Below are 19,143 nucleotides of genomic sequence, written 5' to 3'. Positions count from 1 at the left end.
AAGGTGAAGAAACAAGCAGGTTTTACCTTAATTGAGCTAATGATTGTGGTGGCCATTGTGGCCATTTTGGCGGCGGTGGCTTATCCCAGCTATTTAAGCCATGTGCAAACCACCCGTCGTGAAGAAGCCAAGCGAACCTTATTGGAAGCGGGGCAAACCATGGAAGCGTATTACGCCATGAACATGTCATATAGTGGTGCAGTGAGTGGGGCGGCTGTTTCTATTTATAGTCCGGGGCCTGATTTCTCGGATTATTATACTTTGAGCGCCAGTGGAGTGAGCGCTTCAGCTTATACCCTTACCGCTAGTCCTAAAGGAGCACAGGCTGGCGATAGTTGTGGTGCCTTAAGCTTTAGCAGTACGGGAGTAACGACTCCTGCCAGCGGAGGGTGTTGGTAATGCTTAAATGTTTTTCTAAGCTTGCTGCTGGTTTAGCGCTGTTTGCGTTAACGAGTATCGTCCTTCCCCTTAAAGCGGCCGATTTAAATTTAGCGAGCAGACCGCTGCATGTGGCCAGCAAGCCCCCACCGATGGTGATGCTGGTGATGGGGCGCGACCATACCCTGTATTATGAAGCCTATAATGATGCTTCCGACCTAACGGGGGATGGTAGGTTGAACCTGCACTATGATCCGATTAATATTAATTACGCAGGCTACTTCGATAGCCAACGTTGTTATAGCTATAGTAATGAATTGTTTGTTCCGGGGGCTGCAGCGGCTACAGGCTCTAAGGCTTGTACTGGGACCGACCAATGGAGCGGTGACTTTTTAAATTACCTCACCATGACCCGTATGGATGTATTACGCGCGGTGCTCTATGGGGGCTACCGCCGTGTCGATAGTAATACTTCCACCGTGCTTGAGCGGGTATTTATTCCACAAGATGCGCACTCTTGGGGGAAAAGCTATACCTCCGAGGCTGTAGACCATTATAGCTTGGCCGACTATACCCCCTTTGCTAATCCTAACTGGGATAAGAAGCATTTCTTTGGTACCGCCTCGTTTAGTTATGGTGGAAAACCAGAATTGAAGGTGCGTTTAAATGTAGGGCCAACTGACACGGAACTCACTGGTAATATTTGGGAGTGGGCCAGCACCGAGCGTCCGGTGTTAAGTAGTGCCAATCGCCCCATCAATCATACCTACACTATTCGCGTGCAAGTCTGTGTAACTGGTAAGTTAGAGGCTAACTGTAAGCAGTATGCCAATGGTCAGTATAAACCCACCGGCCTGCTACATGACTACGGCGAGAACGGCAGCATCGAGTTTGGCCTGCTTACTGGCAGCTACGATAAAAACACCTCAGGTGGGGTATTACGTCGCCCTGTGGGGGACTTTTCTGATGAAATCGATGCCTCTAATGGCACTTTTAAGACATCGGTCCTAGGCATTGTTAATACTATCAACAGGTTAAAGATCTACGGTTTTAATTATTCTAACCATGAATATGGCTGTGGCTGGATAGCCACTCGGCAAATTGTCAACGGCGAATGTCCTTCCTGGGGTAACCCGGTAGGGGAAATGCTTTATGAGAGCCTGCGTTACTTTCATGGAGAAGGCTATGCGAGCAGTAGTTATGCCAACGGCAGTGGTAGGGTTGATGGGCAGTTAGGCTTACCCTCTGCCACTTGGGACAAGCCCTTCGATACCCGTGATTATTGCGCAGCACCCTTTAATCTAGTTATTAGTGATATTAATCCCTCTTACGATGCTGATGAATTGCCGGGGGCTAAAACGAGCTTTAAGAGAAAAGATAGTAATGGTCGTGCTATTTCATATAGCGGTAGCATCTTAGATAGCTTTCATTTGAGCGATTTATTGGATGAAATATCAACCCATGAAGGAATATATGGAAATTACTTTATCGGTGAGTCCTTGAATGATGATCCGGATCCCTTAAAAAAAACTACCAGTGCGCCCACCGCGAAGCCAGTTCGTAGCTTAGCCAATATTCGTGGTTTATCTCCCGCCGAGCCCACTAAAGGCGGAAGCTATTCGGTGGCTGCAGCGGCTTACTACGGAAATAAAACTGACTTGTTCCCGAATAAGCCGGGTAAGCAAAATATTCGCACTAAGGTGGTGGCTATTTCTTCTCCCTTACCCGAGGTGAAAGTGAATGTGGAAGTGGGGGATGAAGTAAAGACTATTAAGATAGTCCCATTCGCCAAATCGGTTAGGGGTGCAAGTATCAATAAAGATCAAGGTCAATTTCAGCCTACCAATACCATTGTTGACTATTACGTCGAAAGTTTTTCTAGTACCAGTGGTGTATTTCGAATTAACTTTGAAGACGTAGAGCAAGGCGCCGATCATGATATGGATATGATTGTGCAATATAGCTACGAAGTAGCAATGCTCTGTCCTCTACCTTCAGACGATCCAAATACCTGTACCAAACGCAAAGGGGTTAAGCTTTCTCTAGACTCGCAATATGCCTACGGCGGGCTTGCTCAGCATGCGGGTTATGTTATTTCCGGTACCGAGAAAGATGGCATCTACTTGGATGTGCGTGATAAAAAAGATGGCGAAGGGGATGGGGAAGATGACGATGGCAACAAGGTGGTGTATTACCTTGATACGCCGGCAGAGGATGACAATGCATTTCCGAATAACTCAAGAAGGAGCTCTCCCGCCAATAACAACATTTTGGATTTAAGCCGTACTCGACATTTCTTTCCGGGTAGTTCATCTGCTGAATTGCTACCTTCACCACTCTGGTATGCCGCCAAATGGGGAGGGTTTGTTGATAGTAAAGAGGGCGCACTCGCTAATGGCCTACCCGATGCTGAAGAGTGGGATAAAATCGAATCTGGTCAGCCTGATGATTATTTCCCGGTGACTAACGCCGGTGAGCTAAAATCGCAAATCGGTAAGGCCTTTGACAGTACTCAAACCGATGACCAATCATCTGCTGCACCAGTATTCAGCAATACCTTCTTAAGCAGTAATACTCACTCATATCGCACCAACTTTGTCGGTGGCCCATGGAATGGTGACGTATTGGCCTATGCTCGCAGCAGCAGTACCGAAAGTGGCTTTAGCCTTAGTCCAAGTTGGAGCGCCGCGGCACGTGTGGATGCCATGACCCCTAGTGCTCGGCATATTTATACTCGTAATAATAGCAGTGACCGCTTTGTAGATTTTGTGGCGCCTAACTCCTTGGATGGCGCCGATGATGGCTTAAGCTCGGCACAAATTTCTGCTCTGTTAGCCGGACAAGCTGGGAGCGATGATGTTAAGTTGGCTTACCTAAGCGCCGTGATTAACTATTTACGCGGTGAGCGTAGCTACGAAGCGCCAGACTTGGACTACAGAATGCGTGAGCGTGAATCGACACATGGTGATGTGATTAACTCAACGCCCTATTATGTAGCTTTAGCTACGGGTCATGATGTGACTAAGCCTGTATTAGTCTATGGCGCTAATGACGGGATGGTACACATTATTGATGCCGGAAATGGCAACGAAATCATGGCCTATGTGCCAAGCCAAATTTTCTCGGGGCTAACCAGCCTGAGTAAAACGACCTATAACCATCAATACTTTGTGGATGGCGGCATTAACGCTTACAGCGATACTAATGGCACAACAACGGTGGTGGGGACTCTTGGTACGGGTTATACAGGTTTATATGCCATTGATGTAAGTGATATGAGCTCTGCTAATAAAAACAAACTTAAGTGGGAAATCGATACCAATACCACCGGCTTCAGCGGCCTTGGTTATACTCGAGAGCAGCCTACTATTGCGAAGTTAGCCAATGGCCGGGTGGGAGTGATTTTCTCCAACGGTTATAATGCCGCTGATGGTGAAGGTCAGTTATTTATTGCCGACTTAGCCGATGGTTCTTTGATCCGCAGCCTTAAAACAGGTGTAGCCAGAGCAGATGACCCAACCGGACAAAATCGTGCCAATGCTCTAGCCAGCCCCGCGGTAGTGGACATTAACAGCGATGGTATTGCCGACCGCATTTATGCCGGCGATTTATTTGGCAATATGTGGGTATTTGACGTCAGTAGTAATAGCTCTACAGAGTGGGGCTTATCGACTAACGATAATAAACCTTTATTTACCGCACGTAGCCCCACTAAAGATGCCAGCAACCATTATATAGCTCAGCCGATTACGACTCGACCTGCTGTTGGGCCCCATCCTTACGGCCTTAGTCATGGCGTGTTAGTGGCCTTTGGTACCGGTAAATATATTGAGAATGGCGATAACAACTACCTTGGCGAGCCCACTCAAACGGTTTATGCGATTTGGGATAAACTCGATGGCACTTATCTCACTAACGCTCGCACTAGAGTGGATGGAGAGCATCTTTATAGCCAATTATTGGCGCAAAAGATCCTTGAAGAAGACGCGACTAATCGTCGTTTGAGTGAGTATCCAATAAATTGGAATAATCATAAAGGCTGGTATTTGGATTTGGTGAACACCGAAGATGGTAATACCAATAACTACGGTGAGCGGCAGGTGACGAATAGTTTATTATTAGCCAATAAACTCAGTTTTACCACCGTGCTGCCCAATCAAGATCCTTGTTCCGATGGTGGTGACGGCTGGTATATGGAAGTGAATCTCCATTCAGGTCTGACTTGGAATAATGGTACTGAAAGTTCTCCGCATAAAAAAGTGGACGATGGTATTCCATCATCTCCTACTGTCATTATCGTCCCCCCATCCCCGCCTGAGCCCCCATCCCCGCCTGAGCCCCCAGTTCCACCGGAGGAAGACTCAATAGTGGTAAGGAATTGCATTACACTCAGTAATGGTTCTATGCTCTGTTACGATGATTATAAGTCACCCACTGGGCGTTTAAGTTTAAGAGCCTTGCATTAATACTGTGGCGAACAGAGCCTTCTTTAAGGCTCTGTTCGCGTGATAGGCTTTAGCCCCAAGTTGCATTTTGCTACACTAGCCGCCCCTTGTTTGGAGCGCATCTTATGCAATGTCGAATCGGCTGTGGCGCCTGCTGTATTGCCCCCTCAATCAGTTCTTTGAATAAAGCTGCCGGTGAGCGCTGCAAGCATTTAAGTACAGACAACCTATGTCAGTTGTTTGGCCGGCCAGAGCGCCCCAAGGTATGCCAAGATTTTAAAGCGGCTGAATGGGTGTGTGGTAGCACCCGCCAACAAGCGCTAGATACTTTGATTCACTTAGAACAACAGACCCTAGATGATTAAGGTTTAGTAAGTTTGCTTAAGTTGTTCTCGATTTTCTTCTGCTTTCACTAAGCGTAACTCTTTAGGCTGTTTCACTGCTTGCATCGCTAGCCGTTGAGCGGCGCCCACTAGCTGAATATCCGGCGGTAAATTAAGTTGCTTGAGAAGAGTAATAGAGTGCTCTCTTGGGTGGGCGATTAACACCGCGTGACCGTATTTTCTGGCTAAGTTTAGTGCTTGTTGCCACTGTTTAGCGATGGCTTGCGGCTCATCAACATGGTCGAGAAAAACATGCCGGCGTAGATGGGGCACTTGGTGCTGCTCGGCAATGTGTTCTGCTACGCTGGCGAGGTGAGTGCGGCTATCAACAAAAAATAGCTGGCGTTGGGCTAAGGTTTGCATTAACCAATGCATTTCTTGTGGCTGCTGGGTCAGCTGGCTGCCCATATGATTATTCAGGCCACTGGCCTCCGGGAAGTCGCTAATGGCGGCAAGCACCCGTTGTTTAAAAGCCGCTTCTGCTAAATTTTCGCTTAAGCCATAGGGCCTAGAGCGAGACTGCGGCTGCCTTGCATCGGCAAATGCAACATTACTTCGCGCTGCTGTTGCTGAGCCTGCTGGGCAATGCGCTTGGCATAAGGACTAGAGGGCAGCACCGATAGGGTAATGGCGGGGTCGAGTTGCAGTAACTGTAAATCGTTTCTATGGTTGCCCACATCATCAATAATAATGCTCAGCTGAGCGGCCAAACACCAAGGGCTCAGTAAGTAGAGTAACAGCCAGTTTACTCTAACCATTGACTCGGATCTTGGGTTTGCCCTTGGTGGCGTAGTTGGAAGAACAATGCGTTGGTGTCTTGGCCGCCGCTATTCCCTGCATAGGCGATGGTTTGCCCGGCGCTAACCCGCTCACCTACCTCGGCATTCAGGCTTTGGTTATAGCCGTAGAAGCTAAGGTATTGTTCGCCATGGTCGATAGCGACTACTAAGCCATAACCGCGCAGCCAATCGGCAAATACCACGTTGCCAGCGGCAATGGCTTGCACAGGGGTGCCGGGATGGGAGTCGATGACGATCCCCTGCCAACGGGTTTGCCCCTGATTCTTGCTGTTATAACTATGTAGAACACGGCCTTTCAAGGGCCACGGAAGTTTACCCTTGTGCGCGGCTAAACCGTTTAATGGGGGGTTATCGCGATTTTGTTCCAGTGCTTGCTGTTGCTGTTGTTCTATTTGCTGGCTAATCACTTGCTGCAAGTGTTGCTCATTTATTTGCAGCTGCTCCAGGCGGCTTTGCTCACTATTTTGTAGTTGATTGAGTTTGGCCAATTGTTGTTGGCGCTGCTCTTGTCTGGCTTGCAGTTTTTGCTGTTGTTGCTGCTGCTGGTCAACGAGGCTCTTTAGTTGCTGTTGGTTATTACTGAGTTGTTGTTCTAGTGCGGCTAATTCTAATTGTTGTCGGCTGACTTCGGCTAAGGCGCTTTGGCGCGCTTTGGCTAGGTATTGGTAATAACTCAGCATGCGTTCTAGCTTGGCGGTGCTTTGCTGATTAAGCAGCATTTTTAAGTAATCGTTGTCGCCGAGACGATAGGCACTATTGAGTTGCTGGGCGAGCGCTTGCTGTTGCTGTGTGAGTTGTTGCTGTACTTGCTGTTTTTGTTGTTGGTTTTGTTTTAGCTCAAGTTCGGTATGGGCTAATTGGTTGTTTAGTTTGCGCAGTTGTTGGTTCGCGTCGGCTAGAGCCAGCTCGTATTGACGCAGCTGCTGCTGGGCCTTGTCTATTTCGGCTTTTCTTTGTTTCAGCTGCTGTTGCTGTTGCTTGAGTTGTTGCTGAACGTCGAGCAGTTGTTGCTGTTCATTGGCGTTCGCCATCGGGCCAAGCAATAGCAAAACGCCAGCAACAAGGCTGGCGTTAAACAGGCGAATAAGGCGCATTGCTACGCCTTGTTTCGAAACTGAATTAGGCTCTTTCATCGAGCCATTATTTCAAATTCATCAATACCTTGCCAGTCATTTCTGGTGGGGTTTCTAGGCCCATCAAAGTTAACATGGTTGGCGCGATATCACTTAAGCGACCACCCTCAACTGGGGTAGCTTCGCGGCCGTAGTAGATGAACGGTACAGGCAAGTTGGTGTGAGCTGTGTGAATACCACCGGTGGCTGGATCAACCATTTGCTCGGCATTTCCGTGGTCGGCAGTAATTAAACACTCGCCGCCCACTTTATCTAAGGCTTCAACTAAACGACCAATGCTCTTATCTACAGCTTCACAAGCTTTCACTGCCGCGTCATATACGCCAGTGTGGCCTACCATGTCACCGTTAGGGTAGTTACAGATGATGACATCGTATTTACCGCTTTCGATGGCGGCTACAAATTTATCAGTTAATAACTCAGAATTCATTTCTGGTTGTAGATCGTAAGTGGCCACTTTAGGTGAAGGGATTAATTCGCGATCTTCGCCAATAAAGGCTTCTTCTTTACCGCCGTTGAAGAAGAAGGTCACGTGCGCATATTTTTCAGTTTCAGAAATACGTAACTGAGTTTTTCCTTGTTTCTCTAGCCACTCACCTAGGGTATTAACCAAGTCAGTTGGGCCGTAGGCACAAGGCGCGTCGATGTCGGCAGCGTATTGAGTCAATGTAACGAAGTTACAAGCTGGCACTTTAGCACGGGCAAAACCAGTGAAGTCTTGTTCTACAAAACAACGGCTGATTTCACGAGCACGGTCGGCACGGAAGTTCATGAACAATACCGCGTCGCCGTCGTTAATAGCGGCAGGGCTTTCACCCACTACTGAAGCTTTAACAAATTCGTCGTTTTCTTCACGCGCGTAAGCGGCTTCAAGTGCTTCTGTTGCGGTGGCGTAGCTGTACTCAGCTTTGCCCTCGGTAAGTAATTGATAAGCTTCTTCAACACGTTCCCAACGGTTATCGCGGTCCATGGCGTAGTAGCGACCAACCAAAGACGCGATACGACCAACACCCACTTCGGCAAATTTAGCATCAAATTTGTCGATAGAGCCTTGGGCGCTGCGTGGTGGAGTATCACGGCCATCTAAGAAAGCGTGTAGGTAAATTTCTTTAGCGCCTTGTTTTGCTGCTAACTCAACAGCCGCTAACATGTGATCTTCGTGGCTGTGTACACCACCTGGAGACAGTAGACCCATGATGTGTACCGCTTTACCTGCAGCCACTGCTTTGTCTACCGCACCCACTAAAACTTCATTAGTGAAGAAGTCACCGTCGTCGATAGATTTACCCACGCGAGTTAATTCTTGATATACGATACGGCCAGCGCCGATGTTGGTGTGGCCTACTTCTGAGTTACCCATTTGGCCATCGGGTAGGCCCACGTCTAAACCTGAGCCTGAAATTAGAGTGCTAGCTGAGGTTTCCCAAAGTTTGTCTAGAACCGGAGTGTTGGCATTTGCTACGGCGTTGTTTGCACTATCTTGGCGGTAGCCCCATCCATCCATAATGACTAACGCTAAAGGCTTTTTAGTTGCAGACATTTGCAATTTCCTCGATCGGTAAATGTAAGTTTAAATACGAATTAGTGAAATATTACTACATTTTTGCTGTGAGTCACCTGATTGAGCGCAAATCAAGCAAGATTAGTCGTTTTAAACTGGTTTTTTACTTGCCAAGTAAATCTTAGAGCAAATTGCGAGCTTCGCGAGGTGATGGAGCTGCTATTCTTTTCGCTCGGGTGTATACTCTCGCCCCAATATCACTAACTATTTGCTTAACTGGAATTGTCATACTATGCAGCAAGTTGTCGAATTTGTCGGAAATAATCCTGTTCTTTCACTGGCTTGGGTGGGTCTATTAGGTGCCGTAGTGTACACCTTTATTCAACCGATGTTCTCAAAAGTGAAAGCGGTAGGTAATCATGAAGCTACTTTGTTGATCAATAAAGAAGATGCCGTAGTGGTGGATGTACGAACTAATGATGAGTACAAAAAAGGTTATATTGCGGGCGCACGTCACATTCCTCTCACTCAAATACAGGCGAATAACTTCAAGCCCATTGAAAATTTAAAGGGCAGCCCCATTATCGTTGTATGTGAAACAGGGATGCGTTCTGGCTCAGCGGCTAACGCGCTGGTAAAAGGAGGTTTTGAGAAAGTGTACAATTTACGCGGCGGCATGACCGAATGGAAATCAGCTAACCTACCGGTCACAAAAAAGAAGTAAGATCGAGTTTACAGTGCCATTAGGTGGCACTGAGACAAATTTTCAAACACTGTATTAAGGTAATTATCATGGCTGAAGCAGCTAGCACAGAAGCACCACAAGTAGAATTTGCTATTCAACGTATCTACACCAAAGATATCTCTTTTGAGACACCTAACTCACCACAAGTTTTTCAACAAGAGTGGAAACCTGAAGTTAAAGTTGACTTAGATACTAGCAGCAACAAACTGGCTGATAATGTTTTTGAAGTGGTGCTAACGCTAACCGTAACTGCAAAAGTTGCCGATAAAACTGCATTTTTGTGTGAAGTTCACCAAGGCGGCATCTTTACTCTAGGCAACATGCCAGAGCCTCAACTAGCTCATGCTATTAACGCATACTGTCCAAACATTTTGTTCCCTTATGCTCGTGAGACAGTATCTAATCTAGTCAACCGTGGTTCTTTCCCTCAAATCAACCTAGCGCCAGTTAACTTTGACGCTTTGTTTGCTAACTATGTTCAACAGCAAGCTGAGCAACAAAAAGCGGCCCAAGCAGACGCTTAATGAGCAAATCTAAGGCAACAATGACGGTATTGGGCGCAGGCTCATACGGTACTGCTTTGGCCATTGCCATTGCGCGTAATGGTCAGCGCACAGTGCTATGGGGACATGAACCCGAGCATGTGGCAGCACTGGCTAAAGACCGAGAAAATAAAGACTTTCTACCGGGCATTGCGTTTCCTGAAAGCCTCGAGTTAGAAGCTGATTTAGCTAGTGCGGTCGCTCAAAGCGATAACTTATTGGTGGTGGTGCCTAGCTTCGCTTTTGCTGATGTGATGCGCCAAATTAAACCTATGTTGAGCGATACAACTCGGATCGCATGGGCTACCAAAGGCTTAGAAGCCGATACCGGACACTTGTTGTCAGAAGTGGCTGTTGAGGTGCTAGGAGAGCAACGCTCTTTAGCGGTGATCTCCGGTCCTACCTTTGCTAAAGAACTGGCCGCTGGTTTGCCAACGGCGATTTCAGCGTCCTCTTCAGATGCTGAATTTGTTCGCTACTTAGCACAGGTGATGCACTGCGAACGTAGTTTTCGCGTCTACACTAACAACGATATCGTTGGTGTGCAGTTGGGTGGGGCGGTTAAAAATGTTATCGCTATTGGTGCCGGTTTGGCGGATGGCTTAGGTTTTGGAGCCAACGCTCGTACCGCTTTAATTACTCGTGGTTTACGCGAGATGGCCCGTTTAGGTAAGGCTTTAGGCGCTGATCCTGAGACCTTTAAAGGCATGGCCGGTTTAGGTGATTTGGTATTAACTTGTACCGATAATCAAAGCCGCAATCGTCGTTTTGGTTTAGCTTTGGGAGCAGGTAAGTCTTTTGAACAAGCTGAGCGGGAAATCGGTCAGGTAGTAGAAGGCTATCGTAATACCAAGGAAGTCTATCTGCTGGCGCAAAGAGTGGCGGTTGAAATGCCGATTGTCGAGCAGGTGTATCAAGTGTTATATCAAGGCAAATCACCTAAGCAGGCCGCCATTGATTTGTTAGCCCGAGACCAGCGTGAAGAGTGAGCTTATTAACGCACAGACTAAAAAGCCTATCGAATGATAGGCTTTTTTGTATCAGCAAATTAGCAGACTAATAGTACGAATGTTCACCTGCTTGGTGTTCGGTCACATCCTTAACGCCAGTGAGTTCGCCTGGGAAGGTTTCTAGCAATTGCTTCTCAATGCCTTCCTTAAGGGTTACATCTACCATGCTGCAGCCATTACAGCCGCCACCAAATTGCAGTACCACCACACCTTCGTCGGTGAGTTCAACAATGCTGACTTTACCGCCATGAGAAGCTAGGTTTGGATTAACCTGACTTTCAATAACGTATTCAACTCGCTCTATGAGAGGTGCATCATCATCTACCTTGCGCATCTTAGCGTTGGGCGCTTTAAGCGTAAGTTGAGAGCCGACTTTATCGGTAACAAAGTCGATTTCGGCTTCTTCTAAGAAGGGGGCGCTGGCGGTATCTACCATGGCTTTAAAACCGTTAAAAGAAAGCTGAATATCATCTTCTTCAACGGATTCTGGCGGGCAGTAAGACACTCCGCATTCGGCGCTAGGTGTACCAGGGTTGACCACAAATACACGAATATTGGTGCCTTCAGGCTGTTGTTCTAGCAACTTAACAAAATGTTGTTGAGCCGTTTCTGAGATCGATACCATCTGCTTCCTCGATACCTGACTAAAATACTAGGTTTTATTGTACGGCTTTTTGCCAAGCTCTGCTAGTGTTGCCGTAAGTGAATTTTGGATTAGGCTTTGGGAGTTCGAGCAATTGCCCAGATATCCACTCGAGTTGCCCCTGCTCGCTTCAGTTTATCAGCAATCACGTTGGCGGTGCTAGCGGTGGTGACTACGTCATCCACCACTACCCAGTGTTTAAACGCTAACGAAGTATCGCAGTGAAAGCTATGATTGAGTGCTCGTTGCCGCTGGCGACGCGTTAAACTGGCCTGACTGCTACCATAATGAAGCCGTCTAACAACATTAAGCGTCGGTATTTGGCTTTGCTTGGTTAGCACTTGGGCGAGTAATTCGCTTTGATTAAAGCCGCGTTGCCAGCGTTTTCGCCAATGCAATGGCACGCTACAGTAGGCCTCTGGTAGAGGCGCTTGTAGTTGCTGTAAATGCTGCCAAAGTAGCTGGCTGAGAGGGCGCGCTAGGTGGCGCTGTTTGGCATACTTGTAATTTTTTAGCAGCGCATCGGTAGGCCAGAGATAGTCGTTTAAACAATAAATGTTGTCGAAATGAGGCGGCGTTTGTTGGCACTCGCCACAAATACCGGGTTCGGCCAGTGGCAAATAACAGCGTTCACAACGGCATTTTCTCGGACTAAGTATCATATCTTGGCAAGTGCTACAACATATCTCGTCACAGGCCTTGGCCTGCAAGCAAAAAGCGCACTGAGTGGATAAAGCCAAAGCCGAGTTTAAAGCGGACTTAAAACTGGTTAACATGAGTTTCCTTTGTTGTTCGAGTACTTAAGTGTAGATGAGTAAGTTGTATTATGAAGCGCATGGCCAAGGGCCGGCCCTAATTTTAGTTCATGGCTGGGGCTTAAATGGTGCGGTTTGGCGCCCGGTTAGTGAGCTATTGGTAGAGCACTTTTGTGTTTATCAAGTGGACTTACCGGGTTTTGGTCAGTCACCGGTGCAGCCAGAGTTGAGTCTAGCCAGTATGGTTGAAGCAATATTAACTCTACCTGTACAGCGTGCTGTCTGGTTGGGCTGGTCTTTAGGCGGGTTGGTGGCGAAGTATGCTGCTATTCATCATCCCCAGCGAGTCGCGGGTTTGATAACGGTCGCCAGTTCGGCTCATTTCATGGCTAAAACCGATTGGCCGGGAATTCAGCCTCAGGTTTTGCAGGGCTTTGCGGAAGGTTTACAGCAAGACTTTAAAAAAACTTTGCAGCAGTTTTTGGCGATTCAAGCGATGGGGAGCGAGCAGGCAAAACAAGATATTAGACAACTTAGAGAGCTATTAGCCACCCGTCCACTGCCTAATCTTGCGGCTTTGGAGCAAGGTTTGGTTTTATTGCAAAATCAGGATTTACGGGCAGAGTTAGCGCAAATTACTATGCCTTGGTTACAGCTATATGGGCGCAGTGATGCCTTAGTCCCCAAGGCCGCGATGCAACAGCATGCGTTGTTACATAGCGAGGCCGAGCAATTCCAGTTTAATCAGTCTTCCCATGCTCCGTTTATTTCTGAGAAACAGCTATTTGCAGAGAAAGTGCTCGATTTTGCGCGGGCTATAGTGGTTTAAAAGTGAGCAATTTGCTAAAATTGCCAATATTGATAAGTCTCTTGTAACAGCGCTAAGCGGAGGTCATATGCAAGTGGGAGCTGCCAGTAGTGGTTTTCAAATTATTGCTAATGCCAATCAGCAGGCCAGCCAAAGCGCGCAAACTCTTGCTGAAGTGGCAAGCAAGAGAGAGCCACAACAAAACCAAGTGGTGAACGCCATGGTTAGCCTTAACCAAGCCGAGTTGTATGCTAAGGCTGGGGTTAAGGTGATCAACACAGAATCTAAAATGCTAGGTACGCTGTTGGACGTAAAGGCCTAAGATGAACATTAATGTTAGCTTGCCCAACGTTTTTCCCAATACCTTGCACCCGCCTACAGAGGCTGCGCGCAGGGATAACCAACTGCGTCCGGTGATCGCTCAACCTAAAGAAGTTGCTAGCTTTGCAAAAGAGCCAGAGGTGGGAACAGAAAAAGACCGCGCTAAGCCCCAGGTCAGTGCTCAGTACCCCCACGTTCAAGAACAGCATCAAGCTAAAGTTAATGAGCGTGATGCTCAGCAGCAACAGGATAATCAGCAACAACATCAGCAAGGACAACAGCAGGAAAGCGGGGAACAACAGCGCGGCTCTGAGCAATCCAGCGCGAGACAGAAAGGCCAACAGGACTTAACTGACAGCGAACAGCAAAAGGTTGATGAATTAACGGCTCGCGATCAAGAAGTTAGAACCCATGAGATGCAGCACCAAGCCGTGGGGGCCAATATGCGCGAGCGGCCAGCTTTGAATTTGAACGCGGTCCCGACGGCAAGCGTTATGCGGTCGGTGGTGAAGTGTCGATTGATGTGAGTGAAGTGGCTAATGATCCGCAAGCGACCATTGCTAAAATGCAACAAGTACAGCGGGCGGCGCTGGCGCCTGCCGAACCTTCCGCGCAAGATCGTCAAGTGGCAGCGCGTGCGCAACAAAAAATGGCTGCCGCTCAGCAGGAGCTTAATCATAGTCAAGTGTCGGGCTTGTTGGCATCAGATGAACAGCCTTCTGCTTTTGCGATAAATAGTGAAACTGCTTCACCAGAAGCCCCAAGCGAGCAAGCTCGGCAGCAGCAAAATGCGCAGGCTCTGCAACAGCGCTACCCTGATATAGCTCAAGAAATGGCGCTCAGAAACGCCTCTATTCAACAGCGTTATGCCAGTGCAGCGGCATTTCGCCCGCAATCCCAATTTAGTTTACAAGCCTAAATTTTCCACTAGTGATGTTTACCAATTGGGTTCTGCTTGGCTGATTGTCACAGCTTTATCCTGTAATTAACTATTAAGTTTATAATGTTGTCTATAATCAAAGCAATCTTGCTTAGAGGATGTGTCGATTATGCTTAATATTCATTCACTTCGAGTTCAGTTAATTTTGCCAGTGGCATTTTTAGGCATCATTTTGGCAGGCTTAGTTGTATTCATGTTAGTGATGAATAGTTTGCAAAGTCAGGCGATACGTCGCCAGACTGATACCTATTTTGAAGCCATTACGGTGGTTCTTAATGCGGACCGCGATATCTATCAGGCGCGAATTGCTTTAGAGCGACTGCTCAATGGTGATGGTAGAGCAGAGCAGAATCGTCAAGATTTTTATGAGAATGCCGAACAAGTTCGGGACCGCTTTGAGCGCTATCGAGAGTACTTGGCAGAGGAGCCTGAGTTACTACAGGCATTTTCACATTTCGACGAACGACTTAATACTTGGATTGCGGTGAGCAAGCAATTAATGGTTCGTGAAGGAAAGGAAGCAACAAAACAAGACCCGCGAGCAGTAGAGCTAGAGCAGCAGTTTCAGGCAATTCGTCAGATGTTAGACCAGGCTGGAGAACAATTACGGTCGCATACTGCTGATGTGAAGCAAACTAAAAATGCCGATGTTTCTCAGTATGTAGAAGCGATGGCGGAAGTGATGAACGCAGATCGTGATATCTACCAGGCTAATTTAGCGTTAAAACGTTTATTACATGGGGTGGGCGATTTCGCTAACAATAAAGCTTTTTTTGAGGAAAATGCTCAGCAAGTGTTACGACGTTTTAATAATTACCGGGTTTATTTAATTAGAGAGCCGCAATTATTGAGCGCCTATGAACGCTTTGACATTTTGTTTAATAGTTGGTTTCAGGCTTGTGAAGCTATGTTGGAGCAGTCTAGTCATGCATCTAACCCTACCGATAAAGACTTTGTTGAAATGGATCTGGCTTTTTCTCAGGTGCGCACAATACTCGATGAAGCAGGTGAGCAAACTCGAGCACACGCTCGGGCAATGGAAGCTGAGGCAAAACAAACTATTGCTAACTACCAAGATATTGCCAAGTTGGTGATTGCCTTAGCGTTCGCGGTGGCCTTGTTGGTGGGGTACATCGTGCCTAGGCGTTTAACTCAGCAAGTTAACCACATTGGTCAGCGTATTCGAGAAATCGCCGACGGCGATGGCGATTTAACCCAGCGTATTCATTCGCAATCTAAAGATGAGTTGGGTAAGTTGGCGAACGAGTTTGATAGTTTTGTGGAGCATTTGCGCGGAATTATTCAAAACATTCAACAGCAGTCTGGTCGGCTAGGTGGAACCACTACAGAGCTAAACCAAGTGTCTGAACAGGCCGGTGATATTACCGATGGTTTAGTACAAGCCACGGAATCAATTGTTAGTGCTAGTAGTGAAATGAATATGGCGAATCAACAGGTTGCTGATACTGCTCAAGGCACGGCAGAAGTATCGCTACAGTCCAGTAAGCTGACGCAGCAAGGGGTTTCGGTGGTGGAAAGCTCTAGCGTGGTGGTAGCCGGCTTAGTGAGAGATATTGATACCGCTCTCAGTCGCGCGGAACAATTAGAACAAAGCTCGCAAGCCATTACCTCGGTACTGGATGTGATCAGAAAAATTGCCGAGCAGACTAACTTACTGGCCTTAAATGCCGCGATTGAGGCGGCTCGAGCTGGCGAGCAAGGGCGAGGCTTTGCGGTAGTGGCAGATGAAGTGCGCACCTTGGCTACTCGTACCCAAGATAGTACCAATGAAATTGAAACCATGATCAGCCGCTTAAAACAAAGCGTTGATGAGTCTAATCAGGCGATTCATAGCAGCCGTAACAATGTAGATAGTACGGTGAGTAGTTTTGAAGAAGTAAAACGGATCTTTGTCGAGCTCAATCATTCTTTTGAGCAAGTCCAAGAAATGACTGCGCAAACCGCTCAGGCCACTCAAGAACAGTCTACGGTGGCGAATCATATCAACGAAAATTTGGTGGGCTTGAAGGAGCAAAGCGATAACGTTAACTTGGTGGCAGAGCAGGTACGTCAGCAATCCCAACATATATCCGAACTGTATTTATCTCTGAGTCAGCAAGTAGATAGCTTTAAGGTCTAACAAGCTTGATCGGCTTGCCCACTCAAGCAAGTGATGAGTGGGCAGATGGGCAACCAAGTTCTTAGTTCACGCTGCTCATTAGCGCTTGGCCTTAGCGAAGGCTTCGGCAAAGGCGTTATTGAGTGGTTTCGCTTGTTGTTTCACTGGGCGATGTGAGTGTTGCGCTTTGGCTTTTTTAGGGCTGTCTTTGCTTGTTGAAACACTAGTGATGTCATCGTCTAAGCGCATACTCAAGCCGATCCGCTTGCGCGCCACATCCACTTCCATCACTTTCACTTTGACGATATCACCGGCTTTTACCACCTGGTGGGGGTCTTTAACAAAGTGATTGGCCAAACAAGAAATATGCACCAAACCATCCTGATGAACACCTACATCAACAAAGGCACCAAAGTTGGTGACATTGGTCACAACCCCTTCCAGTTGCATTGCTGGTTTTAAGTCGGCAAGGGTATTCACCCCTTCTTTAAACTTTGCGGTGGCAAATTCTGGGCGTGGATCTCGCCCTGGTTTTTTAAGTTCGCTAATGATGTCATTTACGGTGGGAAGACCGAATTTTTCATTGGTGAACTGCTTAGGGTCGAGTTTACTTAGCCGTTCGTTATTGGCAATGAGTTGGCTAACATCACATTGGCTATGTTTGGCTATGGCTTCTACCACCGGATAGGCTTCGGGGTGAACCGCTGAGCCATCCAAGGCATTTTTAGCTTGAGGTATGCGCAAGAATCCGGCGGCCTGCTCAAAGGCTTTAGGGCCTAAACGGGCGACTTTTTTGATCGCCGCTCGAGACTGAAACGCGCCATGTTGGTCACGGTGAGCAACGATGTTTTGCGCGATGGTGTTATTTAAGCCGGCCACAAAACTTAGCAAGGGGGCTGAGGCCATATTAACGTCAACGCCTACAGCGTTTACACAGTCTTCTACAACGCTATCGAGTTGCTGCGACAACTTACTTTGGCTGACATCGTGCTGGTACTGGCCAACTCCGATGGCTTTAGCTTCAATTTTTACCAGCTCTGCCAGCGGATCTTGTAAGCGGCGAGCTATCGACACCGCTCCGCGAATCGATACATCTAGTTCGGGGAATTCTTGGGCGGCGAGTCCCGATGCGGAATAGACTGATGCACCCGCTTCGCTCACCATGACTTTTTGTAAACCTTGCTCAGGTAGCTTGCTTATTAAGTCGGCGGCGAGTTGGTCGGTTTCTCGTGAGGCGGTACCATTACCGATACTAAGTAGTTTTACCTGATGTTGCTGCACCAAAGACGCTAGCGTATTGAGTGACTGCTGCCATTGATTACGCGGGGCATGGGGATAAATGGTGTCGAAAGCCACTAGCTTACCGGTGGCGTCGACTACCGCTACTTTCACCCCGGTACGCAGGCCTGGGTCTAAGCCTAAGGTCGGTTTGGCGCCAGCAGGCGCAGCCATTAACAGATCGTTTAGGTTACGCGAGAACACGCTAATCGCTTCATCTTCGGCTTTTTCGCGTAACTGGTTGAGTAGCTCTGTTTCCAGTTGTAGTTTTAGTTTTACCCGCCAAGTCCACTGCACTACAGTATTAAGCCATTTATCGCAGGGCAGTCCTTTAGGGTGCAAGTCGAAGTAGTCGCGGATCATCTGTTCGGCCGGATGGCTCAGTGCATCATCAGCCTGTTCTACGTCTAGCGATAGGTTCAATATACCTTCATTGCGCCCGCGCAATATTGCTAGGGTTCGGTGTGAAGGGATTTTGCTCAAGGCTTCTTGATAGTCAAAGTAGTCTTGAAACTTTTGGCCGGTTTGCTGTTGGCCGTCAATCACGGTGGTGCTAACTAAGGCCTGCTCTTGCAGAAATGCCCGTAATTGCGCCAATAAAGGTGCTTGAATGGCAAAACGTTCCATTAAGATGAATTTTGCGCCGTCTAGTACCGCTTTGCTATCAGCAAACCCTGCTTCTTGGTTGATATAAGCTTCAGCCAAAGTTTCAGGGGCTTGTTCTGGTTGGCTTAACAATAATTCGGCTAGCGGCTCTAAGCCCGCTTCAATGGCTATTTGTCCTTTAGTGCGGCGTTTGGGTTTGTAAGGAAGGTAGAGATCTTCTAACTCGGTTTTACTGCTGGCTGCATTGATCGCGCGTTCTAGCTCGGGACTTAATTGGTCTTGCTCACGAATCGATTTTAGTATGCTGAGGCGACGTTGCTGCATCTCACGCAGGTAAACCAGACGTTGTTCTAACAGGCGAAGTTGTCCATCATCTAAGCCACCGGTGGCTTCTTTTCGATAGCGGGCAATAAAAGGCACAGTAGCGCCTTCATCGAGTAGCTTTATGGCCGCGCTTACTTGTTGGGCTTGCGCATTAATATCTGAGGCGATTTGTTGTTCTAAACTTTGCATAGGTTTGCTAATGATGAGTCAGTTGTTGTGGCAGCAAATGCTCCTATCTTAGAGGCTTCTTAAATGGCATCAAGTAGAAAAATCACTAGCTGCAAATATTATTCTGTGAAAAGCGTTTCACGAAATGAAATTTTTTTCATAAGCGCTTCATAGATTTGTTCTGTTTCAGGTGTTTAGTCATGGATATGTGAGCTAAATTTCGCCCAAATCAACTGCGTTGCTT

General features: G+C 47.5%; 15 protein-coding genes and 2 pseudogenes. 11 read left to right on the top strand and 6 right to left on the bottom strand.

The genetic code is table 11. The features are described from left to right. Nucleotides 1-3 precede the first annotated feature (3 nt). From AR383_RS10030 to AR383_RS10020, 3 genes are all read left to right on the top strand, one after another. Nucleotides 4-399: a type IV pilin protein gene (locus AR383_RS10030; RefSeq protein ID WP_055733001.1), complete on the top strand. Its 396-nt coding sequence runs from the start codon at nt 4-6 to the stop codon at nt 397-399. Continuing rightward, nucleotides 399-4,844 (top strand): pilus assembly protein, encoded by a 4,446-nt coding sequence (locus AR383_RS10025; RefSeq protein WP_055733000.1) that lies wholly within the window; start codon nt 399-401, stop codon nt 4,842-4,844. The genes AR383_RS10030 and AR383_RS10025 overlap by 1 nt, the downstream gene beginning before the upstream one ends. Before the next feature lie 104 nt (nt 4,845-4,948). Further along, nucleotides 4,949-5,188 carry a hypothetical protein gene (locus AR383_RS10020; protein ID WP_055732999.1) on the top strand — a complete coding sequence of 80 codons (240 nt, stop codon included), beginning with the start codon at nt 4,949-4,951 and terminating at the stop codon, nt 5,186-5,188. Nucleotides 5,189-5,191: 3 nt separating this feature from the next. On the opposite strand, the pseudogene AR383_RS10015 reads toward AR383_RS10020, so the two are convergent. From AR383_RS10015 to gpmM, 3 genes and pseudogenes are all read right to left on the bottom strand, one after another. Next, a pseudogene (locus tag AR383_RS10015) lies at nt 5,192-5,964 on the bottom strand (divergent polysaccharide deacetylase family protein). Beyond that, the gene (locus AR383_RS10005; RefSeq protein WP_055735016.1) at nt 5,952-7,100 is read right to left on the bottom strand and encodes a murein hydrolase activator EnvC family protein; all 1,149 of its coding nucleotides are present in this window, start codon (nt 7,098-7,100) and stop codon (nt 5,952-5,954) included. The pseudogene AR383_RS10015 and the gene AR383_RS10005 overlap by 13 nt, the downstream one beginning before the upstream one ends. Nucleotides 7,101-7,146: 46 nt before the next feature. Next, nucleotides 7,147-8,679 (bottom strand): 2,3-bisphosphoglycerate-independent phosphoglycerate mutase, encoded by a 1,533-nt coding sequence (gpmM, locus tag AR383_RS10000; RefSeq protein ID WP_055732996.1) that lies wholly within the window; start codon nt 8,677-8,679, stop codon nt 7,147-7,149. 253 nt (nt 8,680-8,932) lie between these two features. Here gpmM and AR383_RS09995 point away from each other — a divergent pair, with 253 nt between their 5' ends. From AR383_RS09995 to gpsA, 3 genes are all read left to right on the top strand, one after another. Continuing rightward, the gene (locus AR383_RS09995) at nt 8,933-9,364 is read left to right on the top strand and encodes a rhodanese-like domain-containing protein (RefSeq protein ID WP_055732995.1); all 432 of its coding nucleotides are present in this window, start codon (nt 8,933-8,935) and stop codon (nt 9,362-9,364) included. A gap of 68 nt (nt 9,365-9,432) precedes the next feature. Next, the gene (gene secB, locus AR383_RS09990; RefSeq protein ID WP_055732994.1) at nt 9,433-9,909 is read left to right on the top strand and encodes a protein-export chaperone SecB; all 477 of its coding nucleotides are present in this window, start codon (nt 9,433-9,435) and stop codon (nt 9,907-9,909) included. Then, nucleotides 9,909-10,916: an NAD(P)H-dependent glycerol-3-phosphate dehydrogenase gene (gene gpsA / locus AR383_RS09985; RefSeq protein ID WP_083481566.1), complete on the top strand. Its 1,008-nt coding sequence runs from the start codon at nt 9,909-9,911 to the stop codon at nt 10,914-10,916. The genes secB and gpsA overlap by 1 nt, the downstream gene beginning before the upstream one ends. Before the next feature lie 67 nt (nt 10,917-10,983). Here gpsA and nfuA read toward each other — a convergent pair whose 3' ends face one another. Together nfuA and AR383_RS09975 are read right to left on the bottom strand one after the other, a co-directional pair. Next, nucleotides 10,984-11,562, bottom strand: coding sequence for a Fe-S biogenesis protein NfuA (nfuA, locus tag AR383_RS09980; RefSeq protein ID WP_055732993.1), 579 nt, complete (start codon nt 11,560-11,562; stop codon nt 10,984-10,986). Nucleotides 11,563-11,651: 89 nt separating this feature from the next. Further along, entirely contained in the window at nt 11,652-12,356 is a 705-nt protein-coding gene (locus AR383_RS09975; RefSeq protein ID WP_055732992.1) for a ComF family protein, read from the bottom strand. Nucleotides 12,357-12,390: 34 nt separating this feature from the next. On the opposite strand from AR383_RS09975, the gene bioH reads away from it, so the two are divergent. The 5 genes and pseudogenes from bioH to AR383_RS09950 all read left to right on the top strand — a co-directional run bounded on the left by bioH (nt 12,391) and on the right by AR383_RS09950 (nt 16,544). Further along, complete coding sequence (gene bioH / locus AR383_RS09970; protein ID WP_055732991.1) at nt 12,391-13,164, top strand: pimeloyl-ACP methyl ester esterase BioH; 774 nt, start codon at nt 12,391-12,393, stop codon at nt 13,162-13,164. 67 nt (nt 13,165-13,231) lie between these two features. Then, entirely contained in the window at nt 13,232-13,465 is a 234-nt protein-coding gene (locus tag AR383_RS09965; RefSeq protein ID WP_055732990.1) for a hypothetical protein, read from the top strand. A gap of 1 nt (nt 13,466) precedes the next feature. Beyond that, nucleotides 13,467-13,991 (top strand): hypothetical protein, encoded by a 525-nt coding sequence (locus tag AR383_RS09960; protein WP_055732989.1) that lies wholly within the window; start codon nt 13,467-13,469, stop codon nt 13,989-13,991. After that, nucleotides 13,952-14,383: pseudogene (locus AR383_RS09955) on the top strand (putative metalloprotease CJM1_0395 family protein); the annotation flags it as partial. The gene AR383_RS09960 and the pseudogene AR383_RS09955, both read left to right, overlap by 40 nt. A 130-nt stretch (nt 14,384-14,513) precedes the next feature. Next, entirely contained in the window at nt 14,514-16,544 is a 2,031-nt protein-coding gene (locus tag AR383_RS09950) for a methyl-accepting chemotaxis protein (RefSeq protein WP_055732987.1), read from the top strand. A gap of 78 nt (nt 16,545-16,622) precedes the next feature. Here the strand turns inward: AR383_RS09950 and AR383_RS09945 are convergent, their stop codons facing one another. Next, nucleotides 16,623-18,920: a Tex family protein gene (locus tag AR383_RS09945; RefSeq protein ID WP_055732986.1), complete on the bottom strand. Its 2,298-nt coding sequence runs from the start codon at nt 18,918-18,920 to the stop codon at nt 16,623-16,625. Nucleotides 18,921-19,143 lie beyond the last annotated feature (223 nt).

Source organism: Agarivorans gilvus (genome assembly GCF_001420915.1).
Lineage (GTDB): Bacteria > Pseudomonadota > Gammaproteobacteria > Enterobacterales > Celerinatantimonadaceae > Agarivorans > Agarivorans gilvus.
This window is presented reverse-complemented; position numbering and strand designations above follow the sequence as displayed.